The organism is Methanobrevibacter sp. (assembly GCF_017432245.1).
GTDB lineage: Archaea > Methanobacteriota > Methanobacteria > Methanobacteriales > Methanobacteriaceae > Methanobrevibacter.
In genome coordinates this window covers 1-25,402 of sequence record NZ_JAFRJO010000096.1, presented here as the reverse complement: position 1 = coordinate 25,402, position 25,402 = coordinate 1, and the positions used below count along the sequence as shown (strand labels likewise).

The 25,402-nt window shown below is 33.1% G+C and carries 24 protein-coding genes and 1 tRNA gene; 18 read left to right on the top strand and 7 right to left on the bottom strand.

Annotated features, from left to right (window positions below):
* Window positions 1-112: 112 nt before the first annotated feature.
* Window positions 113-775, bottom strand: a complete 663-nt coding sequence (locus tag IJI80_RS07615; RefSeq protein ID WP_292789038.1) for a hypothetical protein — start codon at window positions 773-775, stop codon at window positions 113-115.
* 122 nt (window positions 776-897) lie between these two features.
* Between IJI80_RS07615 and IJI80_RS07610 the strand changes: the two genes are divergently transcribed.
* The 6 genes from IJI80_RS07610 to IJI80_RS07585 all read left to right on the top strand — a co-directional run bounded on the left by IJI80_RS07610 (window position 898) and on the right by IJI80_RS07585 (window position 7,879).
* Window positions 898-2,055 (top strand): site-2 protease family protein, encoded by a 1,158-nt coding sequence (locus tag IJI80_RS07610; RefSeq protein ID WP_292789035.1) that lies wholly within the window; start codon window positions 898-900, stop codon window positions 2,053-2,055.
* Between the two features lie 199 nt (window positions 2,056-2,254).
* Window positions 2,255-3,481, top strand: coding sequence for an FprA family A-type flavoprotein (locus IJI80_RS07605; RefSeq protein ID WP_292789032.1), 1,227 nt, complete (start codon window positions 2,255-2,257; stop codon window positions 3,479-3,481).
* A 404-nt stretch (window positions 3,482-3,885) separates the two neighbouring features.
* A complete protein-coding gene (locus IJI80_RS07600; protein WP_292789029.1) occupies window positions 3,886-4,683 on the top strand; it encodes a V4R domain-containing protein in 798 nt (265 codons plus the stop codon).
* 203 nt (window positions 4,684-4,886) lie between these two features.
* Complete coding sequence (locus IJI80_RS07595; RefSeq protein ID WP_365954022.1) at window positions 4,887-6,827, top strand: ATP-dependent DNA helicase; 1,941 nt, start codon at window positions 4,887-4,889, stop codon at window positions 6,825-6,827.
* 111 nt (window positions 6,828-6,938) lie between these two features.
* Window positions 6,939-7,646 (top strand): SprT family zinc-dependent metalloprotease, encoded by a 708-nt coding sequence (locus tag IJI80_RS07590; protein WP_292789023.1) that lies wholly within the window; start codon window positions 6,939-6,941, stop codon window positions 7,644-7,646.
* Window positions 7,647-7,711: 65 nt separating this feature from the next.
* Window positions 7,712-7,879, top strand: coding sequence for a hypothetical protein (locus IJI80_RS07585; RefSeq protein ID WP_292789021.1), 168 nt, complete (start codon window positions 7,712-7,714; stop codon window positions 7,877-7,879).
* A gap of 58 nt (window positions 7,880-7,937) precedes the next feature.
* Here IJI80_RS07585 and IJI80_RS07580 read toward each other — a convergent pair.
* A tRNA-Arg gene (locus IJI80_RS07580) sits at window positions 7,938-8,013 on the bottom strand.
* Window positions 8,014-8,280: 267 nt separating this feature from the next.
* Here IJI80_RS07580 and hisF point away from each other — a divergent pair.
* Genes hisF through IJI80_RS07565 form a run of 3 tightly spaced genes read left to right on the top strand, consistent with a single transcriptional unit; the run spans window position 8,281 to window position 11,424 of the window.
* Entirely contained in the window at window positions 8,281-9,114 is an 834-nt protein-coding gene (hisF, locus tag IJI80_RS07575) for an imidazole glycerol phosphate synthase subunit HisF (protein WP_292789019.1), read from the top strand.
* A 9-nt stretch (window positions 9,115-9,123) separates the two neighbouring features.
* A complete protein-coding gene (locus IJI80_RS07570; protein ID WP_292789016.1) occupies window positions 9,124-10,203 on the top strand; it encodes a DNA glycosylase in 1,080 nt (359 codons plus the stop codon).
* Window positions 10,204-10,233: 30 nt separating this feature from the next.
* The gene (locus IJI80_RS07565; protein ID WP_292789014.1) at window positions 10,234-11,424 is read left to right on the top strand and encodes a succinylglutamate desuccinylase/aspartoacylase family protein; all 1,191 of its coding nucleotides are present in this window, start codon (window positions 10,234-10,236) and stop codon (window positions 11,422-11,424) included.
* 1 nt (window position 11,425) lies between these two features.
* Here the strand turns inward: IJI80_RS07565 and dtd are convergent, their stop codons facing one another.
* Entirely contained in the window at window positions 11,426-11,869 is a 444-nt protein-coding gene (gene dtd / locus IJI80_RS07560) for a D-aminoacyl-tRNA deacylase (RefSeq protein ID WP_292789011.1), read from the bottom strand.
* Window positions 11,870-12,073: 204 nt separating this feature from the next.
* Between dtd and IJI80_RS07555 the strand changes: the two genes are divergently transcribed.
* The 4 genes from IJI80_RS07555 to IJI80_RS07540 all read left to right on the top strand — a co-directional run bounded on the left by IJI80_RS07555 (window position 12,074) and on the right by IJI80_RS07540 (window position 16,683).
* Window positions 12,074-12,523: a MarR family transcriptional regulator gene (locus IJI80_RS07555; protein ID WP_292789008.1), complete on the top strand. Its 450-nt coding sequence runs from the start codon at window positions 12,074-12,076 to the stop codon at window positions 12,521-12,523.
* A gap of 60 nt (window positions 12,524-12,583) precedes the next feature.
* A complete protein-coding gene (locus IJI80_RS07550) occupies window positions 12,584-13,972 on the top strand; it encodes an MFS transporter (RefSeq protein ID WP_292788999.1) in 1,389 nt (462 codons plus the stop codon).
* A 109-nt stretch (window positions 13,973-14,081) separates the two neighbouring features.
* A complete protein-coding gene (locus tag IJI80_RS07545) occupies window positions 14,082-15,473 on the top strand; it encodes an MFS transporter (protein WP_292788996.1) in 1,392 nt (463 codons plus the stop codon).
* Window positions 15,474-15,666: 193 nt separating this feature from the next.
* Entirely contained in the window at window positions 15,667-16,683 is a 1,017-nt protein-coding gene (locus IJI80_RS07540) for an SLC13 family permease (protein WP_292788994.1), read from the top strand.
* Window positions 16,684-17,058: 375 nt separating this feature from the next.
* Here the strand turns inward: IJI80_RS07540 and IJI80_RS07535 are convergent, their stop codons facing one another.
* Entirely contained in the window at window positions 17,059-17,649 is a 591-nt protein-coding gene (locus IJI80_RS07535; RefSeq protein WP_292788992.1) for a TetR/AcrR family transcriptional regulator, read from the bottom strand.
* 204 nt (window positions 17,650-17,853) lie between these two features.
* A complete protein-coding gene (locus IJI80_RS07530) occupies window positions 17,854-18,534 on the bottom strand; it encodes a TIGR00266 family protein (protein WP_292788990.1) in 681 nt (226 codons plus the stop codon).
* A gap of 155 nt (window positions 18,535-18,689) precedes the next feature.
* On the opposite strand from IJI80_RS07530, the gene IJI80_RS07525 reads away from it, so the two are divergent.
* Window positions 18,690-18,824, top strand: coding sequence for a hypothetical protein (locus IJI80_RS07525; RefSeq protein ID WP_292788988.1), 135 nt, complete (start codon window positions 18,690-18,692; stop codon window positions 18,822-18,824).
* A 198-nt stretch (window positions 18,825-19,022) separates the two neighbouring features.
* Here the strand turns inward: IJI80_RS07525 and IJI80_RS07520 are convergent, their stop codons facing one another.
* Together IJI80_RS07520 and IJI80_RS07515 are read right to left on the bottom strand one after the other, a co-directional pair.
* A complete protein-coding gene (locus tag IJI80_RS07520; protein ID WP_292788986.1) occupies window positions 19,023-19,451 on the bottom strand; it encodes a peptidylprolyl isomerase in 429 nt (142 codons plus the stop codon).
* A gap of 235 nt (window positions 19,452-19,686) precedes the next feature.
* A complete protein-coding gene (locus tag IJI80_RS07515) occupies window positions 19,687-20,730 on the bottom strand; it encodes an aldo/keto reductase (protein ID WP_292788984.1) in 1,044 nt (347 codons plus the stop codon).
* Between the two features lie 234 nt (window positions 20,731-20,964).
* On the opposite strand from IJI80_RS07515, the gene IJI80_RS07510 reads away from it, so the two are divergent.
* From IJI80_RS07510 to IJI80_RS07495, 4 genes are all read left to right on the top strand, one after another.
* The gene (locus IJI80_RS07510) at window positions 20,965-22,140 is read left to right on the top strand and encodes an aspartate aminotransferase family protein (protein ID WP_292788982.1); all 1,176 of its coding nucleotides are present in this window, start codon (window positions 20,965-20,967) and stop codon (window positions 22,138-22,140) included.
* A 319-nt stretch (window positions 22,141-22,459) separates the two neighbouring features.
* Complete coding sequence (locus IJI80_RS07505; RefSeq protein ID WP_292788980.1) at window positions 22,460-23,542, top strand: FtsX-like permease family protein; 1,083 nt, start codon at window positions 22,460-22,462, stop codon at window positions 23,540-23,542.
* Between the two features lie 8 nt (window positions 23,543-23,550).
* Window positions 23,551-24,324, top strand: a complete 774-nt coding sequence (locus IJI80_RS07500) for an ABC transporter ATP-binding protein (RefSeq protein ID WP_292788977.1) — start codon at window positions 23,551-23,553, stop codon at window positions 24,322-24,324.
* Between the two features lie 61 nt (window positions 24,325-24,385).
* Window positions 24,386-25,387 carry an NADH-dependent flavin oxidoreductase gene (locus IJI80_RS07495; RefSeq protein ID WP_292789041.1) on the top strand — a complete coding sequence of 334 codons (1,002 nt, stop codon included), beginning with the start codon at window positions 24,386-24,388 and terminating at the stop codon, window positions 25,385-25,387.
* The last annotated feature ends 15 nt before the right edge of the window (window positions 25,388-25,402 follow it).

The following is a 25,402-nucleotide window of genomic DNA, read 5'->3' as shown; positions in this document are numbered from 1 at the left end:
ATAAGAATTATAAATTAGTATCTTTGCTCTTTTTATTTATTAGTTTGATTATTTTTATTATTCATTTTTTTAATTGAATATTTTTAATAAGCTATTTTTAATTATTTATACATTAACGACTTCTTTTTCCTAATCTATAGAATAGGTAGTAAGCAAAGTAGTCATCGTGTCTACTGTTCATTGATCCTTGTGAATATCCATTTCTATATCCTTGATCGTAAGCATAGGACTCTTCATATTCTCTTTGCTCTTCAATATAATCGTCTTGCATTTTATTTAATTTCTCATCAAATTTTTCTTTAGTGAAATTTGATTTAGGGCTGTAAGAAACAATCTTTTTCATTGTATCATTGACATCGTTTCCATCATAGCTCAATGCATAGAATGTCTTGTTTGATTCAAAGTAGAGATAGGTCACGTCATGGTCAACTATGCTTCTATGGCTGTAATATGCAACGGCATGGTGCCCATCAATTTCCATCTCTTCAACATCATAAAGCTCATCAAGGGTGGATTCATAACCATAGTTGTTTCTAAGTGACTTGTCATCTTCCAAAGCCACAAGTCCAAATGTGAATACATTTGTCTTAACATAATTTCCTCCTGAGTCGCTTCCTCCCCCATACTCTGGTGGAATCTGAAAATTGGTGTTATATACAGTTATATTCACCCAATCTGAAGTGTCCACATCACTTTTTTCAGCACTTGTTGCACTAATTGCTAAAAGCGCTATAATCCCAATTACACATGTTAAAAAAATAATTTTTTTATTCATGTTTTATTCTATTTTCTTCATGTTTTTTAAAAATTTCTAAAATGAGTACTTTTTTATATTATGAAAACTTAATAATATTATTCAAATAAATAAACTTATTCAAAAATCTTAATTGTGTTATTATGAACGGTATATATTATTATGTGATAGCTTTCATTCTCATTTGGACTATTGCAATTATATTTAAAAATCAGCTAACCGATCATGGAGTTGAAGTGAATTTTCCTCTTTTGATGTGGAGAACACAAAGGTTAAGAGGTTTTATAGATAAATTAGCCAATCGTGCTCCAAGGTTTTGGAAATGGTATATGAACATAGGAATCGTAATCTCTGCAGGTTTCATGATTCTTATGGCTGTTGCCTTGGTCTATTCCTTAAAGACATTAGTGGATACTCCTTCAGTTAGCTTAATCGTTCCAGGTGTTGAAGTTCCAGGATCCCCTATATTCATTCCATTGCTTTCTGGACTAATAGCGCTTGCAACAGTTTTAATAGTTCATGAATTCAGTCATGGAATCCTTTCAAGAGTGGAAAAAATCAATATTAATTCAATAGGTCTTTTATTGTTTGCAATTATTCCAGGAGCTTTTGTAGAGCCAAATGAAGAGGAATTGAATGAATTAAGCCGTCCAGCTAAAATGAGAATTTACGTTGCAGGATCTATGGCAAATTTAACATTGGCGGCTATTGCATTGATTATAATGTTAGTTATCTCTTCATTTATCATTCCTGTGGTATTTGAAGATGATGGGGTTGTCATCAACAGATTAACCGAAGATGCGAATGCTAAAAATTACATGTCTGAAGGAATGGTAATCAGATCAATAAATAATCTCACTGTAAGTGACATGGCATCTTTCCAAAAAGCCACTAGTACATTAAAGCCAAATGAAACGGTAAATATTCAAACGGATCAAGGGGATTACAGTTTCCAATTGAAATCAAATCCTATGAACAAATCATTAGGATTCATGGGAATTCAAGTCAATGCAAACAATGTAATTGCTGATGGCTTTGACAATCAGTTCTACACTCCTTTATTATGGCTTTTAATGCCTTTATCTGATCTATTGTTTTGGATTTATTTCCTAAACTTTGCTGTGGGAACTTTTAACTTGCTTCCAATGAAACCTTTGGATGGAGGACATTTGCTTGAGAATCTATTGTCCTATATAATGCCTGAAGTCGCTTACAAGCCAATCGTTACTTTCATGTCTTTCTTCATGGGAATGATTATTGTGCTTAGTCTGGTTGTTGGTTTGGTTGGAGTCCCATTCTAATGTAATTATCATATATATTTCATTTATATTTTTTTCAATGATAATTTTGTTCGTATATTATAAAACCAAAACTTTATATATTTAGAAAAATATATAACTAAATGTTTAAGCATTTACGAACTAATAATACTTTAGTTAAGCAAATATGCTGAAATGTAATACATAAAACTTTATGTAATAAACTATTCGAGGAATTGAAATGAAAGCAAAAGCACAAAAAATAGGTGATGGAGTATACTGGATTGGTGTACTTGACTGGGACATAAGATCTTACCACGGATACACTTTAGATGGAACCACTTACAATGCATACATTGTATTTGGTGAAAAGGTAGCTATTATCGATAACGCTTATCCTGGAAAAACTGAAGAAATGATGGCTCGTATCGAAGACGCATTTGAACAAGAAGGCAGAGAAATGAAAGTTGACTACATTGTTCAAAACCACGTAGAAAAAGACCACAGTGGTGTTTTATACGACTTATGGAAAAAATTCGATGCCCCAATTTACTGCAGTAAAATTGCTCAAGGTGGATTACTTAGACACTACCCTAAATTAGAAGGCGCAGACTTCAACATCGTAGGAACTGGAGACTCCCTTGACTTAGGCGGTAAAACCTTAGCATTCTTAGATGCTTTCTTGCTTCACTGGCCTGACAGCATGTTCACCTTACTTGCAGAAGATGGAATCTTATTCCCTAACGATGCATTCGGTCAACACTTATGTTTCGCTAAAAGATTCGACACTGACATCCCTGAAGTTGTACTTATGGATGCAGCACAAAAGTTCTACGGTAATTTGATTACCCCACTCAGTAAAAAAGTTCTTAACAAATTTGATGAAATCATTGAATTAGGCCTTTTAGAACAAGTTAAAATGATTGCTCCTTCCCACGGACAAATCTGGACCGATCCAATGAAGATCATCGGCGCTTACAGTGACTGGGCAACCGGTAAGAGAGCAGAAGACAAAGTAACCATTGTTTACGATACCATGCACTACTCTACCCAAAAAATGGCTCACGAAGTTGCTGAAGGAATCATTGCAGAAGGATACGATGTTGAAATGTACTTCTTGCACGAAGATGAAAGAAGTGAAATCGTAAAAAGCATCTTAACCAGTAAGGCAGTTGCTTTCGGTATTCCAACCATTAACGACTTCCCATTCCCAAGCATTGGTGACATCATTTACTACTTGAAAGGTCTCCATTTCAATAGAACTGGATTCAAAAGACCTGCTGTTACCTTCGGTTCCATGGGAGGAAGAGGTGGAGCTGTAGAATTCATCGCAAACGAACTCACCGAATGTGGTTTCGAAGTTCTCGACCAACAGGAAATCTACTACGTTCCTGACGCAGAAGACGATGACACCAGCTTCAAATTAGGTCAAAAATTAGTTGAAGAAGCTAAAAAATTAGAACTTTAAGTTTGGATTTACATATCCAAATAAAGTTTGATCTTATAGTATTTGTAAGAATTTTTTTAATCATTTTCTTATGAATACTCTTTTTTTATTATTTTTTAAAAATCACTTAACCTATGTTATTTTTTTAAGTTTGTTCGTATTTTTTCCCTATTTTAGATATTTTTTAACGAATGTTCGTATTTTTAACTAAAAAACCATATAATTTTCAAAAACTATTCGTACTTTAATCTAAGTTAATAAAACATTTTGTAAATATAAGAACAAGTATATATGTAAGAAAGTTTATACTATAATTATCAAACAATTTTTTGTTTATATTATGTTTAAAATTTTTTAAATTTTTAATTAAATTTTATACAGATGTGTACATTATTTTTAAAATTTTTATTTTTTGAGTGTTTATTATGGAAAACGAAGAAAAGACTATTCAGCCAAAAGCAATTCAAATTTTTGCAAAGGCTCCTGGCGAGCTTGGTGTAAATGTAGTTAAAAGTCCAGTTAAATTAACAATTCTTTCAATGTTGAAAGATACTGATATGGAATTTGATGAAATTGTTAAAAATACTGGAAAATCCAAATCCACTATTTCTGTTCATTTAAAATCATTAAGAGAAGATGGAATCGTAAGCTACAGATTTGATGCAAACGACCACAGAAAGAAAATCTTCTTCATCAATTCCAAATTCTTAGGTGAAGTCCAATCTGGAGATGAAAAGGAATTGGAAGAAAGACAAGCAGAATTCTTGGTTAAAAACATTATGGATGTAGACAACTTCAAGTTCTCTTTCCTATTGTTCCACACCTTAAGATCTAACTTAATCCAAGAGGGAATCAACATAAACCCTGTATTGAACCAATCTGGTAAGAATATTGGAGCAGCAATGTATGAAAAGCTTTATGAAGAAGACATTAACAAATTCTGTGACAATATCATTCAATTCTGGGAAGATAACGGCTTAGGCAAACTCGAAATTGAATTAGGAGACATCATCAACATTACTGCTTATGAATGTTTCGAATGCAGTTTGCTACCTAAAAAAGGAAAACCAACCTGTTACTTAGATGCAGGTATTTTTGAAGCATTATTTGCAAACTATCTTAAGAAGGATGTTGAAGTGACTGAAGTGAAATGTTTCACCATGGGTGATGACTGCTGCAATTTCCTTGTGGAATCCCCAGATGGAGAAGCTTTTGCTTACTAAACATTATTAATTTTTAATTAATTATTCTTTTTTTATTTCCTTTTTTTCATTTTATTCTTATTTTTCATTCTTATTTTTCTTTGATTATAATTTAACAAGTTAAAATCAATTTATAGGCTAATATCAATATTCTAATCTAAATATTACCTTTCAATTGCTCTTTCTAAAACCTTTTTATATAACTTAATCCTAATATAATTGTAATGTCAGATTCAATATTTTGTCCCAATTGTGGGATGCTAAAAACTAATTGCGTATGTGAAAAAAGCGTTGCAGTTAAAACCAAAAGGCCTAGTGTGAAAAAGGAAAAGAAGAATAAGGGCACTTATTTTAGCAATTCTAAGAATTCCAAATTTTCTTCAAAAAATAAGCAATCTAAAGGTTCCAAAGGTCTTTACCTTTATGAAAATCGCAAACCTATAACCGTTAGTGAAGATTTGGATTTGCCTAATGCGGAAATTTATGATATTGCTGAGCATGATCTTCCTCAAGAAGTGATAGAAGGATTAAAGGAGGAATATCCTGAAATTTCAGGTCAGATAATCGAAAATTTTCCTTTTGAACGTCCTAGAGAAGGACAATTGGAGATTATAGCAGATATAGAAGAAGCTATTTCAAAAGGTTATAAGTATATCATATTGGAAGCGGGAACTGGTACAGGAAAATCCGCTGTAGCCTCTACATTGGCACGTATGTATGAATCTGCATATATCTTAACCATGACAAAGCAACTACAAAAGCAATATGCAGATGAATTTGATTTTCCGCTTGTTAAAGGAAGAGGAAACTTTGATTGCTTAAAGGATGGCTTAGAAGTGACTTGTGATATGGGCGCATGTAAAACCGCACCAAAAAATTCCAAGTTCTTCTGTCCTTATGGAATAAGCAAAAATCCAACACTTACAGGAGAATTGGCTTTCCAGGACTCATTTGCTTCTGATGTATTCTTCCAAACTAATGAGCATTGTAATTACTGGCAACAAAAGGCAAATGCAATCAACTCACCAATCACCTTGATGAATTATGATTATGCTATTCTAGAGTTGAATTATGTTAAGCACTTTGGAAAAAGAACCTTGCTGATTCTGGATGAGGCACATAACATTGAAGATAAATTAATGAAAACGATGGAGATTAATTTATACAACAGGCAGCTTGAAAAGGATATTAAGAAAGTGATAAGCCCTCAAACTCTTAAAAGCACTGAGAAAGGTGAATGGATAATGGAGATTGATGCAATACAAGGCCATTACTCTGATATTGAAATAAAGGATTTGCCAACCAATAAGGCAGATAGAATCAACTCCACCATTTCAAGACTAAAGTCACTTAAAACAAATCTTGAAAAAGAGCCAGGTAATTGGGTGATTGATGCAGATGAAAAAGGAGTATCATTCAAACCTCTCAGAGTTAACCATTATGCTGAAGATTACCTATTCAAGCATGGAGATGTTGTAATATTTTTAAGTGCAACCATTTTGTCTCATAAAATGTTTTCCAAATGGTTAGGTTTGGATCCGAATGAAGTTTATCACATTCAGGTAGATAGTCCATTTTCAGTGGAAAAAAGGCCTATAGAACTGAATTTAGCTGGAAAAATGTCAAAGAATAGGGTCAAGCAATCAGCTCCAAAGTCCATTGAAATATTGCAGAAAATATTAAAGAGACATGAAGGGGAAAAAGGCTTAATTCACACTCACAGTTATAAATGCCAACAATACATAATCAACAACTTATACAACAATAGATTGATTGCTCATGGAAACAACAATAGGGAAAGAGTGTTGAAGTTCTTTGAAGAGGATGATAATCCTCTGGTCCTCGTAAGTCCTTCTATGAGTGAAGGTGTTGATTTGCCTTATGACAAGTGTAGGTTCCAGGTAATCTATAAAATACCTTTCCCATATCTTGGAGATAAGCAAGTTCATATGAGAATGAAAAAGGATCAAAGATGGTATGCATATAAAACTGCAATGACTTTAGTCCAGACTTATGGTAGAGGAATGAGAGCTGATGATGACTCTTGTGTCACATATATCTTGGATTCAGATATACAAATGCTCCTTAAGAGTCCATTGTATAAATCATTGATTCCAGAATTCTTTAAGGAAGCTATTGTAATCAATGATGACAGGATAATCTAACTCCAAGCTTTTTGAGCCTTCGGCTCAAAAACCTTGACCAAAACTTTTTTTCTCACTTATGAGTAATACTGAAAATGGAAGAAATGTAATTTCTTCATTATGAGTGATAATATGGCAGTAAAAAGAGAAGAAATTGAAATTGAAGGAATTCCCATAATTTTAGAGAGGAAGAATATAAAGAATTTATACCTTCGAATCAAGCCGGATGGCACTGTTAAGGTTTCTTCTCCAATGAGATTATCAGATGATGCCATCAATGAATTTGTTTTATCAAGAATGGATTGGATTAAAGACACTAGGGCAAAAAATCTTGAAAACCCACCAAAGCCTAAGGTAAAATATAAGGATGGGGAAACCCACTATATTTGGGGGAAACCTTACACTCTACAGTTAATCAGCAATGAAAATGCAAAAAAAGCTTTTTACGCTGCTGATGATAATATTATTTATCTTCCAGTTCCTAAGAGATCTAATATTAAGCAAAGGGAAAAGTTATTATTTGAACTTTATAGGGAAGAGATGAAAAAGAATTTAAGCTATTTTTTAGATAAATGCACTTATTTTGTAGGAAAAGAGCCAAAAGAAGTAAAGATAAGAAACATGAAAAATTGGGGAAACTGCAGAAAGGACAAGAGAGTTACCTTAAATTTGAAATTAGCCAAAAAACCACCAGTTTGCACAGAATATGTTTTGATTCATGAGCTGTGCCACTTGATAGAATTCAATCATGGCCCAAGATTCAAGGCGCTAATGGATAATTTCTGTCCAAACTGGAGAGAGATAAAGAAATTATTGAATGAAGAGAATAATTTTGAATAAAGACAAGAAACATTTAAATAAAACCAATACAATTAAAATTATAATGAATATATAGGGGTGATATGATGGAAGTATTAGGTTATCAATTAATAAAAATAGACAGCACTCATTATGATGCAAGTGTGCTTGCAAGATATGAAAACCTAGAGGATATTGTATCTGCATGCGTAGAAAACGGATTGGATATAGTATTCTATAATGATGGAAAATTGATTTTGGAATCTGTTGAATAAAATAATTTTTTATATTCACTTTTCCATTCATTCTTTTTATGCAATGATTTTAAAAAAGCGGACCTAGGGGGATTTGAACCCCCGACCTTGGGATCCGAAGTCCCACGTCATAATCCTGACTAGACTATAGGCCCAAAAAACAGTTTAATTCATGATAATATTTGTTATACCTTGATAATATTTGTTATATATAACAATATTCATCTACTATATTAATTTATTCATTATCTATTTTAAAATTTTAGTTTTTTTACTTTTTTTATACTTTTTTTACTTTTTCACCAATGTTTAAATTTCTATTTTTAGTTAAAAATATTAATAGAATAAAATAAAAAATAAATTAGATAGAATTTTTAATAATTAAACAAAAAGAATTCAAATTTTATTTCATTGTGATTATCATGCTTACTAAAAGAATTATCCCATGTCTGGATTGTGACTTGCAAGTTCCTGAAGGCAGAGTGGTAAAGGGGATTGAATTCAAACAGATCCGCTATGCTGGAAATCCTGTTGAACTTGCTACCAAATATTATGAAGATGGAGCGGATGAAATTGTAATCCTTGACATTACCGCTTCCCATGAACGTAGAGGGACTATGGTAGATGTTATAGAAAGATTAACTGAAAACGTTTTCATTCCAATATGTGTAGGTGGAGGAATCAGAAAAGTGGAGGATTATACTCGCATGCTTAAGGCAGGGGCAGACAAATGCTCTACAAATACTGCAGCCATTCACAATCCTCAGCTATTGACAGATGCCTCCAAGGTTGTAGGTTCACAGGCAGTTGTAATAGGAATTGATGCTAAAAGAAGATATGTTGAAGAGGACAAGGAAGCTGCCAAAGGCAAGACAATTGTTGATACAGATCAAGGTGAAGTATGGTTTGATTGCAGCATCTATGGTGGAAGGGAATTCACTGGCATGGATGCAATCGCTTGGGCTCAAGAGTGTCAAGACAGAGGTGCAGGTGAAGTTCTTCTCACTTCAATGGATGGGGACGGAACCAAGGATGGATATGACCTTGTCCTTACAAAAGCAATCAACGATAATGTGGACATTCCAGTAATTGCATCAGGAGGTGTAGGAAACCCTCAACACATACTTGAAGCTTTTGAAATAGCTGATGCTAGTGCAGCTCTTGCAGCAAGTATTTTCCACTTTGATGAGTACCCAGTTCCAGTAGTTAAAAAGTTCTTGAAAGAAAATGGAGTTCCTATTAGAGAAACCTTCTAAAGTGAAAGCATGACCAATCTCAAATTCAATTCATTGATCAATCTTAAGTTGACCCAAGAATCAGGTCAAACTTCACAGGCTCCATGGAAGTATGATTCAGTTGGAAATACGGATGAGTTTAATGAATTAATTTACTTAAAAGTTCCTTCAATTATTAATGAACTTCATGATGAAACTATTAATTTAAATGAACTTCCAATTCTTTTAAAGCTATCACAACACAAATCTAATTTTAATGAATTTTCTTATCTATATGAGTTTCCTAAAAAATTAGGAAATCATCAATTTTCTCAGATTCTTGATGAAAAAAACTTATCAAGCAATGAAATCAAAACCATCGAAAATGAAATCAGAAAGGAATTATCCAAAATATATGACTTGGATTTTGACTTGGAAAAATTCTATGATTTCCTATTGGATGATAAGAAATTGGCTCCTTCTGTAGATTTCTGCAATGGGTTGAGATTATTCATTGCAAAGAATCCATTTGAATGCATCATATCTTCAATCTGTTCTGCAAACAATTCAATTGCACGTTGGACAAAGTCAATTGATAAGATAAAGCACAATTGGGGTGAAAAGGTGGAATTTGATAGTGGAATTTTTTATGGATTTCCAAGTCCAAATCAATTCCTGGACTTTTATGAAACTCCAATTGAAGAAGCTGATGCAGATGGGCACCGCTATGAAATCGATTGCTATACCCATAATCTAAAGTCATGTGGTGTTGGCTATAGGACTCCTTATATGAAAAAGGCAAGTCAGATGATTCTTGATGAAATGGATTTGAATGATATTTTCAATATGGATTATGAAGAGGCATTTGACTTAATTTTAAAGATGCCTGGTGTGGGCCCTAAAGTGGCAGATTGCATTTTATTATATGGATTTGGCTTTGAAGAGGCGTTTCCATCTGATGTTTGGATTAAAAGGATTGTTTCACATTTGTACTTTGATGGAGAAGAGATTTCTGCGGATAAGACAAGGGAATTTGGTATAGAACACTTTGGTGATTATGCTGGCTATGCCCAACTTTACCTATTCCATTATGCTCGCAAATCCGGTTTGATGGAGAAAATTAAGAAATAGAATTTATACTAGTGTTTGTTTGTGATTCTTATGATGAAAAGAAGATTTTTAGCATTGGTATTATTGGCAATAAGTTTATTTTTACTATTGTCTGCAGTTAGTGCAGAGGATATTGTTGCTGATGTTAACATTAATCCAGATAATCCTTTGGAAGCTATTGAAAATTCCAATGATAATTATCAGGATTATGATTCTGATGCAAGCAATGCTACAGGGGATGTTACAAGTGGAGATTCTTCAAAAGTTCCATCCAAATTCACATCTTCAAAAAACATTAGTTCAACTTATGGAAAGAAGGTTAAATTTTCTCTAAAAGTATTGAATAATGAAGGAAAAGCCATTAACCATACATTAGTGACTTTCAAAGTTTCTGGAAAGACTTACAATGTTTACACTGACCAAAGCGGAATCAGTTTTATTTATCTTAATTTGAATGCAGGCAAATATACTATAAAGTATAATGCAAGTGGCATTTCCGGAACAAATACATACTCTGTAAAAAACTATTACAAAATAACCCTTTACAAATGGAAATCTGGAGCAAATGTATTGAAGAATAAAAGAATCAAAGCAAATGTTCCTAATTCAACTCTCGTAAAGAAAATCATAAGATTAGCTAAATCCGGAACTCCTGTAATTAAATTCAAAGGAGGAAATGGTAAAGCTGTATTTATCACAGCAGGATGCCATGGCAATGAGTTACCTTCTCAAGTGGCTGCAATGAGATTAATAAAATATCTGGAAACTCATTCAATTAAAGGTACAGTTTATGTAATGCCATTCATGAATCCTAAGGGAACTGCAGCAAATGTCAGGGATTACAAAGGGGTTCATTTGAATAAGTTAGCTCATAAAAAAGGAACCATTTCCTATAAAACAGTTCAATTGATTAAAAAGTTCAAATGTGATGCTTACGGTGATTTTCATTCAACAAGACCTGGTGGAAAGCCTGGTAAAGACCTTGTTTTTGGATCTTATAAACCTACAAAAAACAGTGCTGTAATTGCCAAATACATTGCTAAAAATGCAAATGTAAAATATAAAATATATAAAAAGGCAGGAGCAGAGTATCCTGGAGCTTTAGAGGATGAAGTTAATTTAAAAGGAATTCCCGCTGTAACCTGTGAAGTGCTCAGTTCTCATGGAAAGATTAAAAAGGGTTCTGTTTACAAGTCATTATTGATGATGAAAACACTCTTGAAATATCATAAAATAATTTAAACTACTCATCAAACTCTTTTTCAAGCAGAATGGTAACCGGACCATTGTTCAATAGACTTACTTTCATGAATGCGCCAAAGACTCCAGTTTCACAAAGAACATCTTCACTGCATTTTTCTACGAAGTAATCAAATAATTTGGTGGCTTTATCCGGTGCCAATGCCTTATGGAATGAAGGTCTGTTCTTTTTTGTCTTTCCGTATAATGTAAATTGTGGGACAAGTAAAAGTTTTCCACCTATGTCTTGAACTGATCTATTCATTCTGCCATCATCATCAGGGAATATTCTGAGTTTGCATAGTTTTCTTGCCAAATATTCAACTTCTTTTTCAGTGTCTGTCTGACCAAAGCCGACTAAAACCATTAATCCTTCTTCAATTTTGCCTGTGATTTCTCCTTCAACCTCTACACTGGCATTTGTTACTCTTTGAATGACTAGTTTCATTATTATTCTCCAAAATTCTCTATATACTCTTATTTGATTTTTATAATTTAAAATTTTACTCTTAGCTATTTTTTATTTTTTCCTGTTTTTCCAGTTTTTTTACTGTTTCATTTTTAACTGTTTCAAATGAAACATTTATATCATATGAAAGATAATATAATCTTGAAAGTGATTACTTGTTAAATTTTTAAAGTAGGTGAAATAATGGAAAGTGAAAGCTTTCAAGGTATAATGGATAGCTCTCCTTTAGTTGCATGGATTCATAATCTATCTAAAAATCATTTTAAATACTTAAAGTCAAAGATTGCTGAATTTGATTTAGGCCATGAAGTGAGATACATCATGATGATTTATGATAACCCTTGCATTTCACAGGATGATCTGGTGATAATGTCTGGTCAAAGCAAGGGAAACATTGCTAAATCCTTAAAGAAATTAGAGGATGATGGATTCATTAAGAGGGAAGTCAATCCGGAAAACAGAAGAAAATACATGTTAAAGACCACTTCTAAAGGTGATGAATTGGTTCCTAAGGTTAGACAAATATCTAAGGATTGGGAAAAGGAAGTGGGAATAACAGAAGACGATCGAGAAGTCATTGAAAGAATTAAGGATATAGCCATTAATGGCATGAAATTAGTTGAAGATTTATAATTTTTTAGAAGATTTCGAATTTCCTTATTTACAATTTACGTTTATTATGAAAGTGATATTATGAAATTTGATTCAGAAACCTCTGTAGTGCTTGTATCATTTCTCACATCATTCTTTGCAGTGTTTTTAGCTGCTGGAATAGTCATAGGCGTTCCATCAATTGCAAGCGAGTTTGGAATGAACAATGTTGTTCAAAACTGGATTATCACAATTGCTCTTCTTGTTGTAGCTATATTCACTCTTCCTGCAGGACAATTGTCTGGTAAGTTTGGTGTTAAAAAGTCCTTGGTGATAGGGGTCTTGATCTTCCTTGTCGGTTCAATAGGAGCCTGCTTATCATTCTCTGCTGAATCATTCCTATTTTTTAGAGTGATTCAGGGAATTGGCGGTGCATTTTCAAATGTAGCATCTATGGCTATGGTTGTACAGGCAATCAATCCTAAAAACAGAGGAAAGGCATTAGGCTTTACTGTAACTGGTGTTTATTTGGCAGGGTCACTGTCTCCAGTGATATGCGGATTTTTGGTTTATAACTTAGGATGGAGGGCAATGTTTTACTTTACAATACCATTCTTCGTCGTCTGTATTGCACTGATGATTTTAAAGATTCCTGGAGATTGGAAAACATATGAAAACGATAAGATTGACACATTAGGTTATCTTATTTACGGAATTGGAATTTTACTCTTCATTTATGGATTTACAAGTTTGATGACTGGCATAGGTAAGATTAGCGTTGCAATAGGATTTATTTTGCTTCTTGTCTTTGCATATTATGAAACCAGAGTCAACTCTCCTGCATTCAATATGAGATTATTCAAGAACATGAAATTCACTTCATCTAATATTGCTGCTTTATGCAGTTACCTTGCAATAGCATCACTCACTACAATATTGAATTATCATTTCCAATATGTCAGAGGATGGAATGCCCAAATGGCGGGGCTTATATTAATAGTTACTCCAATAATCATGGCGATAATGGCTCCTAATTCAGGTAGACTCTCTGATAGGATACATCCTCAAAAATTGGCAGCTATTGGAATGGCAATTGCAACTTTGGCACTTTTGATTTTAATTTTCCTGGATGCAAACACTCCTATTTGGCTCATAGTCATTGCAATGATTTTTCAAGGTGTTGGTATGGGACTGTTCACCACTCCAAATACAAATGCAATCATGAGTTCAGTGCCTCCAAAGGAGACTCCAAATGCTTCTGCAGCACAATCTGCAATGAGGACAATTGGACAGACAATGAGTTTAGGTCTTCTTACCCTTGTGTTCGCTTGGATTATGGGAAGCTTAAAGCTCTCCTCACATTATGCAGGCATGGTTGTTCAAGCTTCTCAAATAGTTTGTATAATATGTACAATAATTTGTGTAGTTGCAATATTCGCTTCACTTGTGGGAATAAGATCTAAAGATGAGTTCAATACGAAAGCAAGTTAAATTTATTTATTCTTATTTAAAATCTTAAAAAGGTGAAAAATAAAATTTGATTTAGAAATATTTCAATTTTAGTTTAAATTTATGAATTTTTATTAATAGAGGGATTGTTATGAAATTTGATTTAGAAACTGTGGTAATAGCGGTATCATTTATTACTTCATTCTTTGCGGTATTCTTATCCAATGGGATTATTATAGGTGTTCCAGCTATTGCACAGGAATTTGCAATGAATAATGTTATTCAGAATTGGGTACCTACCATATTTTTCCTTGTGGTTGCTGTATTTACAGTTCCTGCAGGACAGATATCAGGTAAGTTTGGTGTTAAGAAGTCTTTGCTTGGTGGAGTATTGCTATACCTATTCGCTTCAATAGGTGCTGTGCTTTCCTTTTCAACAGAATCATTTTTAATCTTCCGTATGCTTCAAGGTGCAGGTGTGGCATTCTTGAACGTATCTGCAATGGCAATGGTAGTGCAAGCAGTAAAACCCCAAAACAGAGGTAAGGCTTTAGGATTTACTGTAACTGGTGTTTACTTGGCAACTTCATTGTCTCCAGTAATCTGTGGATTCCTGGTGCATAACTTAGGATGGAGAAGTATGTTTTACTTTGTAATTCCGTTCCTAGTGCTTTGTATTGCACTTATGGTTTGGAAAATTACAGACGAGTGGAAAACCTATGAAAATGATAAAATCGATACAATAGGTTCCATTTTATATGGAATAGGTATTTTATTGTTCATTTATGGATTCACAACTTTAACAACCAGCACAGGTCTCATATTGACTATTCTCGGACTTATCATATTGGTTGCATTTGGAGCTTATGAGCTTAGGCAGAAATCTCCTGTATTCAATATGAACTTGTTTAAAAACAAGAAGTTCACTTCCTCAAACATTGCAGCTTTATGCAGTTACATTGCAGTTATGGTAGTTACAACAATATTGAATTACCACTTCCAGTATGTAAGGGGATGGGATGCACAGATGGCTGGTATGATCTTGATTATCACACCGATTATCATGGCAATCATGGCTCCTAATTCCGGTAAGCTTTCAGATAGGATACATCCTCAAAAATTGGCAGCGATTGGTATGGGAATTGCAACTGTAGCACTATTGATTTTGACATTCTTGAATGCAGACACTCCAATTTACTTGGTTATTTTAGCTATGGTTCTTCAAGGTATAGGTATGGGATTATTCTCAAGTCCAAACATGAATGCAATCATGAGTTCAGTTCCACCAAAAGATGCGCCAACAGCTTCAGCTTCTCAAGCAACCATGAGAACAATTGGTCAAACAATGAGTTTAGGTCTTCTTACCCTTGTATTCGCTTGGGTCATGGGCACCTTGCCTCTTGCAACCAAATATGCTGGAATGGTCGTTCAAGCATCTCAAATCATTTGTGGAATCTGTGCAGTAGCTTGTATCCTCGCTGTATTTGCTTCATTGGTTGGTGTAAGATCCAAAGATAAGTTCAATACAGATAGGCCAACTTAGAGAGAATATAATTTTTTTAATTATATTCTTCTTTTTCTTTTTTTAAACTATTCTTAATTATTTTCTTTAAAACTTTTTTATACTTTTTTATTACTTATTTTTAAATTTTTTTAAATTTTTTATTACTTATTTTTAAATTTTTTTTTTAAAACTATTTTAAAACTTTATTAAATATATTCAATAAAATAATATTATGAATAATTTTACAGACGGATTCTTAAACTTTTTTAAAAAGGAAACAATATTCTGCATTTCTTTAGTATTGGCTATTGTTTCATGCTTTTTTGTTTTGCCAAATATTGATTATTTGAATTACATCAATTGGGAAACAATCATTCTTCTTTTTGTCATAATGGTTTTTGTAGAGATCTTAAAGAATCTGGCTGTTTTTGAAATATTTGTCCGTAAGCTATTGAATAAAATTAAAAACACTCGTGGACTTGTTTTGTTTCTGGTTTTCGCTTGTTTCTTTAGTTCCATTTTTATTACAAATGATGTTTCATTGATTATTTTTGTTCCATTTACATTATTGGCCTTAAAAAAAGTTGAAAGGATTGATTTAATAATATTTGCAGTTAGCTTAGAGACCATTGCAGCTAATGTGGGATGTATGGTTCTTCCTATTGGTGCTCCACATAATATTGTAATGTATACAGTATCCCATATTCCATTTCAATCATTTTTCATGTTGCTTTTGCCTTATATAATTGTATCAGTGATCTTTTTGATCATATTGTCATTCTTTATTCCAAGTGATGTAGTCAGTTTACCAAGCATGGGAAAGATTGAAATCGATTGGGAAGGATTCCTGAAAAGAGTGTTTTTAGGCGTAGATTATTACTTGCTTTTAACTTTTATAGCATTATTTGTTTTGATAGGAAATCTGCAATGCATTCCTTTCTTAAATTCCCTATTTAAGCAATGGATTATAGGCAATGAAGTCATATTTGGAATTCTTTCATCCCAAATCATTTCAAATGTTCCTGCAGCAATATTGCTTAGTGGATTCAGCACAAATTATGAAGCTATTATTATAGGAATCAATATTGGTGGGCTTGGAACTCTCATTGCATCTATGGCTAACCTAATTTCCTATAAAATACTTGCTAGAGAGTTTAATGATTTAAAAATTAGATATCTGATTGTATTCACAGTCTTGAATATACTTTTACTCTTTATTTTATTGGCAGTATATTTTTTAAATAATTGATCTTTGAAAAATCTTTGAAAAATTAGAAATTATAACTTATTATAATAGTATTATTAAAATAGTGTAAATAGTGAAGTGAAAAAGTTTTTAAAAATAGGATTACTGTAGTGATCCACATCATAGATGCAGAAACACTTCTAACAGTAATTAAAGGTTGATAAAAAATTAAACAAATTTTTTATATGTTGCGAATTTTTAAAGGTCTTATATATGAATTCTTTTTTTGGTTATAGTGTGATTATAGTTCACACTACTATATCTAAAAACCTTAATATATAAAGATTTTCGAATGTAAGTGCTTACTTGCATATTAAAATCCCAAAAAGAACAATAAATGACATTTATTTAAAAAATAAATAGAAATTTAGTCTTTAATTAAAGTTTTATTCCATTAAAGATAATATCCAAATAGTCATCCGCAAAGTAGTCTGATTCAATGTCAGTTGTCTCTCCATATATTTGCCATAATATGAGGGATTGGAATATTATGCTAAAGCACATTAAGGATATTGCCTTGGAGTTAACATTCCTTATCCTGCCTTTTTCCAATTGCAATTTAAAGAATTCTTCCATTTTACTGATAATTGTATCAGTGATTTGGGAAATTAAAAGTTTCCTATCTGAGGCTCCTTCAATTTCTTGCATGGCAACTCTGATAATACTGATATCCTCTTCTGAAAAATCTAAAATTCCATGAAAACTGCGTTTAAGATACTCTTCGATGCTGTCATCTTCATCAAAATCGAAGGTTTCTTCCAGTTTGGAAAGAAGCTTTGCCATATAGTAATCTTTAGTAGATTCTATCAGATTTTTTTTATTTTCAAATTTCCTAAAGATTGTTACTTCATTCACTCCAGCCTCAGCAGCTATTTTCTTAGTGGTTGCTTTTTGAACCCCCTCTTTTTGAACAATGTTAAAAGTAGCCCTTATGATTTTTTCTTCAGTGTTTTCCCTTTCGAATAACATAATAGTAAATATATTTTCATATTATTTAATATTGTTTAAAATTTTTTAAAAGAAAGATGATAAATAGTAGGATAATAGTGTAAAAAGTAAAAAAATGAAAATATAGATATTCAATTTTGATGAATATATAAAAAAAGTAAAAAAAGTTTATCAAATAATAATTAATAAACTCTTTATTTCTTATTTTAATAGTTTTTATTATTATCATCCACTGCTTGTTGGAATGAATGGGATGATTGCTTCAGCTAATTTGCTGATAGGCATGGTTTGAATCCAAACTTTTCCAGGGCCTTGTATTCTAGCAAAGAAGAGTCCTTCACCGAATAATATGTTTTTAGCGCCTTTTACTCTTTCAATCTCATATCCAACAGTCTCTTCCATTGCAGCAAGATGTCCTGGATCCAATAGCAAGGTTTCTCCTTCTTGGAGTTCATGTTCGATGACTTCACCATCAATTTCCAAAAATACAGTTCCTTCTCCAGAGAACTTTTGAAGTATAAATCCTTCACCACCAAATATTCCTGTTCCAAGTTTGTTTTTGAAGAATATTTCAATTTCTACGGAATCCTCTGCAGCCAAGAATGCATTTTTCTGACCGATTATGGTATTGGTTCCATCCAATTTGAAAGGGATGATCTTTCCAGGGCTGTGTGCTGAGAACCCTATTTGTTGAGTGCCTCTCTCTGCAGTAAAGAAGTTTAAGAATAAGCTGTCTCCAGATAATGCTCTTCCAAGCCCTTTCAAAAGGCCTCCTCCAGTATTGGTTTCCATAGTCATTCCAGAAGTCATGAAGGACATTGCACCAGTTTCATTTTTAATGGTTTCCCCTTCTTGCAATGTGCAGATTACAATAGGGAATGAACCGCCACGTATTTCGTATTCCATTATTTCACCATTTTTACTTATATAAGTTAATAATTGTGTTTATATAATGATATATAAGTCTTTAAAAATAAGTTTTTTTCTATGTTTAGAATTTTTTAGAAAGTTTTATAAATTGCAATGCATATAAAATAATCATTCATTAAGGAGGGTGAAAAATGGCAAGATGTCCGAGATGTGGCAGCGAAGCTATTGAAGAGATTAACTACAATACATACAAATGTCATGAATGTGGATATGTGATTAGAAATCCGGATGATTTGGATTTAGCCGATGAAGAGTACGGCTATTGATTTCAATTTTTAAGTCAGGTGATATTTATGCCAGTGTGTCCAGCTTGTTGGTGTCCATTTTGTTTTGAATATGGCGATGGGTCTTATAGATGTATGGAATGTGGTTGCATATTTGAAGATGATGAAGATTCAGATAGTGATTAAATGTTTTAAAATAAAAAGAAAAAAAGAAGAGTTAAAAACTCTTTAAACTTATTTTTAACCTTGTACGGTTACTTTTAACATTTTATCTCCAGCACGGATAGAGTTTACAACATCCATACCTTCGATAACTTGTCCGAATACAGTGTGAACACCATCTAAGTGAGGTTGTGGACTGTGAGTAATAAAGAATTGGCTTCCACCAGTGTCTTTACCTGCGTGAGCCATGGATAATGCTCCAGTTCCATGTTTGTGTGGGTTACCTTCAGTTTCACATTTAATGGTCCATCCAGGTCCACCAGTACCGTTTCCTATAGGGCAACCACCTTGAATTACAAAGTTAGGGATTACTCTGTGGAAGGTTAAGCCATCATAAAATCCACTGTTCGCTAATTTTTCAAAGTTTGCTACAGTTCCAGGAGCTTCATTAGGGAATAATTCCAATACGATATCTCCTTTTTCAGTTTCAATAATTGCTTTTTTCATTATAATCACTTTTTTGTTTTTTAATTAATTTAGATATTTTAATTATTAAAAATAATTTTTTAAGATAATTATTTTTTAAGATAATTATTTTTTAAGATAATTATTTTTTAAGATAATTATTTTTTAAGATAATTATTAATATGTAAACTCTTAGTTCATACTTAATTAAATATCCTATTTTAATATCTAATTTAATAATGTATTTTTTAGAATATAAATTTAATTATTTTAAGAATTATTCTATTATTGTTTCTCCAGATAAAACCTTTTTATAATCTTCATAATTTTTCTTAAGAAGTTCAGGAATATTCAATTCATATGGGCATTTGCTAATGCATTGTCCACACTCTGTACATTCTTCGATTTGTCTCATTTTTTCTTGAGTTTCTACATCTAAATTCGGCTCAGTTGGGAATCTCCTAATCCATAAGGACATTCTTGCACAAATGAATATTTGAATATCTTGTGGACATGGCATGCAATATGCGCATCCTCTGCAGAAGTCCCCTTGCAATTCCTCCCTTTCCTGCTTGATAAGTTCTTCCAATTCCTTATCCAGTTTAGGATCTTCTTTCATGTAGGATAGGAATTCGTCAAGTTCAGACATTTTTTGAATGCCCCAAATAGGCACTACATTGTCAAAGCTATTTATGTATGAATATGCTGCTTTAGAGCTTCTAATCAATCCTCCACTCATTGCTTTCATTGCAATGAAACCTACATTATTTGCCCTTGCCATCTCAACAATGCTTAATTCTCTTGGGCCAGTGAGATAGGAAAATGGGAATTGAATTGTTTCGTATAATCCACAGTTGATAGCTTCTTCCGCCAATTCGAACTTATGTGAAGTAAAGCCGATATGCTTTATAATTCCATCGTAATAGAGGTCGAATAATGCGTCATAAGCCCCACTTCCATCACCTTCAGTTGGACAGAATGATGGATTATGAATTTGATAAAGATCAATGTAATCTGTACCTAGATTATCAAGGCTTGTTTTAATGTCCTTTTCAATTGTTTTCCTGTCTTCTCCTTGGGTTTTGCTAGCTATTATAACACTTTCTCTTGGATATTCATCATTAAATCCTTTAAAAGCATAATTTAATTTTTCTTCACTATCAGTATAGGCTCTTGCAGTATCAAAGAAGTTTATTCCATTATGATAAGCTTTCCTAATTATCTCTGCACTTTCATCAAAGTTCACCCTTTGAATTGGCAGTGCTCCAAAACCATTTTTCTCTACTTTAAGTCCAGTTTTACCAAGTATTATTTTAGCCATCTTTATCAATCCAAATATTTAATCATTATTTTATAACATATTTCATATTTTTTCATCACATTTCTTAGTTTTTAATTAAATTATTAGTTTTTCCTATAAACTATTTTATATTAGGAACTATAAATATAATTGTGCTAAATTATTTTTTAAACTTTAATCATTAATTTAATTTAGAATTTAATTATAATTTATCAATTTTACCATTTATTATTTATAAGATAAGGAGTTTTATTTATGAATACACAAGAAATCATTGATATTGAAGATAAATATTTCATTAATACATTCAACAGAGTCCCAATTGTACTTGACCATGGAGAAGGGGTTAAGGTATGGGATATTGACGGTAACGAATATTTGGACTTTTTGGCAGGAATTGCTGTAAACTGTTTAGGTCATAATCATCCTAAGCTTGTGAAAGCCATACAAGATCAAGCTGAAAAGCTTATTCACATTTCAAGCATTTACTATAATGAACCTGCTACAGTTTATGCTAAAAGATTGGTGGATGCAACCAATTTTGACAGAATATTCTTTGCAAACTCTGGTGCTGAAGCAAATGAAGGAGCACTTAAGCTTGCTATAAAATATAGCGGCAAGCATGAAGTGTTATTCTGCGGAGACTCATTCCACGGAAGAACCTTCTTGACCTTATCTGTAACTGACCACCCAGAATACAGTGCACCTTACACAGAAAACTTGCCAAGAGGATTCAAGAAAGTTGAATTCGGCAATTTGAACAGTGTAAAGGAAGCAATCACTGAAAACACTGCAGCTATTATCATTGAGCCAGTTCAAGGTGAAGGTGGAGTTCATATAGCAGATGCAGAGTTCTACAAAGGATTAAATGACTTATGTAAGGAAAAAGGAGTTTTAATCATTGTAGATGAGGTTCAATCAGGTTTTGGAAGATGCGGTGCATTGTTTGCTCATGAATTGTTTGGCATTGACGCAGACATAATGACTGTAGCTAAAGGTATTGGTGGAGGATTCCCAATGGCTGCATTCTTGGCAAAAGAGGATGTTGCTGGTGGTTTTGTACCTGGTGACCATGGTACAACCTTTGCAGGAAGCCCACTTGCAGGTGCAGCAGCAAATGCTGTATTTGATGTCTTTGAAGAGGAAAAGCTTGTAGAGCACAGTAAGGAAATGGGTGAATACTTCCTTGAAAAATTATCTGCATTAAAAGAGAAATACGATTTCATTACCGATGCAAGAGGCTCCGGTCTTTTGGTAGGTTTGGAACTTAACTTTGAAGGGGCAGATATAGTTGGCAAAATGCTTGAAGAAGGATTTTTAATCAACTGTACTGCAGGAAACGTATTAAGGTTTGCACCTCCTTTAGTGGTTAAGGAAGAGGAAATTGATGCGCTTGTGGAAGCACTTGATAAGGTATTCGCTTCCCTTTAAACAAGTCTCTTTTTTCTTTAATTTTTCTTTTTTATTTATTTCATTTCTTATTTATTTTATTTTTTATTTATTTATCTATTATTTCCTATTTTTACCTATTTTTACCTATTTTTTCTTTTTTAAGCTTTAAATCCTTTTAATAGCTATTTTAATCCTTTTTATCAGATTATTTAAACTTAATTTACTTAATATTCAATAATTTTTTAGTTAAGTTTAATTATTAAAAAAGTAAAATAATAATTATTTATAAGGGGATGTTATTATAAGATTCATTAATTTAATTTTAAAAAATCCATTCAGGAATAAGACCCGTAGTGCATTGTCCATCATTGGAATTGCTATAGGGATTACCACTATTGTGGCGTTGGGCCTTATCACTACTGGAATGGAGGATTCAGTCCAAACTTCGCTGAATGATGTTGGTGCTGAGATAACAGTCAGCAATTCCAGTTCCATCAGCACAAACACTGGATTGATAGATAGCGAAATAGTTGATGAGATGAAAAATAGGACTGGAGTAATAGATGCTGCAGGTTCGCTAACGGTTACTGAAATGAATATGGACCGGCTGAAATCTGGAGGTTCAGATTCCAGAAGCAGTTTTGCAACCACTGTTGTAGGATTGGCACCTGAAAAACTTTATATGATGGGAATTAAAGACATTGATGGAAAAGTTTATGAAAATGGTTCTAGAGAGGCTATTGTTGGAGCCGAATACGCTGAATTAAACAATGTAAGCCGTGGAGATGACATTACCCTTCAAGGCAAGGAATTTAATGTTTCAGGAATCTTTGAGACAGGAAGCCCATTTGTAGACAGTGGAATCTATGTTCCATTGGATACTTTGCAGGATATAACAGATAATGATGGGGTTTCACGTATTCTTGTAAAAACAGGTGAAGATGTAAACGATTCAGAAATCAGTGAAAAAATTGAAGAGGATTACGAAAACTTTACAACACTGACCAGTGAGGAGATTTCTTCAATAGCGGACAATGTTTTAGGCATATTGGATACTGCCACCCTTGCAGTTTCAGCTCTTGCAATTATTGTAGGGGCAATTGGAATCATAAACACAATGGTCATGGCAGTTTATGAAAGGACAAAGGAAATCGGTGTTTTAAAGTCTGTAGGTTGGAAATCCAGAAAGATCTTAACCATGATTTTAGGAGAAACATTGGTACTGACAACCTTATCTGGAATAGTTGGATCAATATTCGGAATATTGATTCCTGAAGTTGGACTTAGATTATTCAATGTAACCGATTTTGCATTGGGTTACTCCCCTAAGACCTTCATTCTCGCATTTGGAATTACAATAATCGTTGGAATAATCGGTGGAATCTATCCTGCTTATAAGGCATCCAAGCTTGCTCCAACAGAAGCATTGAGGTATGAATAGGTGATTTTATGGATGGTTACATAGAAAATGAGAATGCATATCCTGATGATGAATATATCTATAATGAAACCTTCATCGGTGAGGATGGTGAGGAATACTATTATGAAGAGCCATTAATCAGCCTATTCGATGTTGTAAAGGAATACGATAAAGGAACTGTTAAGGCATTGAATGGTGTAAACCTGGATATCTTTGAAGGGGAATTCGTATCCATCATTGGCCCTTCAGGTTCTGGAAAATCAACACTCCTAAATATGCTCGGTGCTTTGGATAAGCCTACAAGAGGAAAGATCTACATTGATGGAATTGACCTTGTTAAAGAGAAGGACTTAAGCGAATTCAGACAGGAAAAAATAGGTTTTGTTTTCCAATTGCATAACCTGATTCCTAACTTGTCTGTTTTTGACAATGTCCAGATCCCACTGCTTCCTACTGGAATGTCAAATAAGGAGATGAAGGAAAAAGCAAGTGAAATCATCCGCGCTGTAGGTTTGGAGGATAAGAAAAAGCAAAGGCCTAATAAGTTGTCTGGTGGTCAACGTCAAAGGGTAGCTATTGCAAGGGCATTGGTGAATAACCCGTCTATAATTTTAGCAGACGAACCAACTGGTTCTCTTGATTCAAAGACAGGAGAAATGATATTGAATCTGCTTATGGAAATGCATGAGCGTTATAATGTGACTTTGATTATAGTTACTCATGACAATGGTGTTGCCGCTTTGGCAGAAAGAACCATAAAGATTAAGGATGGTCAAGTGATAGAGGATAAATACAATTACTAGTATTTTTCTCGCTTTTTATTTTTTTAACATTTTATTTTTCTAAGAGGTAATCGTGATTATTATGAAGGATATATTTGATGAATGTAGTTTAGGGGATTTAAAGCTAAAAAGTCGTATTGTAAGAACTGGAACTTGGGAAAGACAAACTGAAGATGGTGGATTCTTAAAGAGTGAAGTCTTTGACAGATATGAAAAGATGGCTAAAAGCGGTGTAGGATTGATCAATTCAGAAATGTTTGTATTTGATCCAAGAGACAGATTTGCCGAATACTGCAATAATGTGAATTATAGAGGTTTTGTAAAGGACTATAAGGAAATTACAGACATCTGCCATAATCATGATGTGCCGGTTCTTGGCCAATTGGCTTTCTTTTATTATAATGATGGTCTGAATCAAAAGGTTGAAGCAAATGACATTAGCTTGGAAGGAATTAGACGTCTTCAGGCAGATGTTATCATGGCAGCTAAGAAGTTCTCATTTGCAGGCTTTGATGGAATGCAAATAGACATTGGAAACAATTTTTATCTTGCTAAATTCATAAATCCTTATTTCAATCAAAGAAAAGACCAATACGGAGGCAATACAGAAAACCGTGTTAGAATCTGTTCAGAGATAATCAAGGTTCTAAAAAAGACTATGGATTTCCATGTCAGCTGCAGAATAAATCCTTGGGATGTTAGGAAAAATGGAATGACTCCTGAAGAAAGTATCAAGGTTGCAAAGGAACTTGAAAAGGCAGGTGCTGACAGCATTCAATTGACTGCAAGGACAATATCCTATCTTTATGATGGCAATGATAGAAATCCGTTCCTTGTGTATGTGGATAAGTTAATAGATGAAGTTGATGTTCCAATCATTTTAGGCGGTTCTATGAGGGATATGAAATCAATGAATGATGTTTTAAATGATTCAAAAGTTGAATTCTTATCCATGTCCAAGCCATTTGTAGCACAGCCGGACTTTTTAGCTGATTGGAAAGCGAATGGGGATGGAGTTTCAATTTGCCAAAGCTGCAATAACTGTTACTCCAAGAAAGAGAGCACTTGTTTTAAATTTAAATAATCTGTTTTTTCTCTT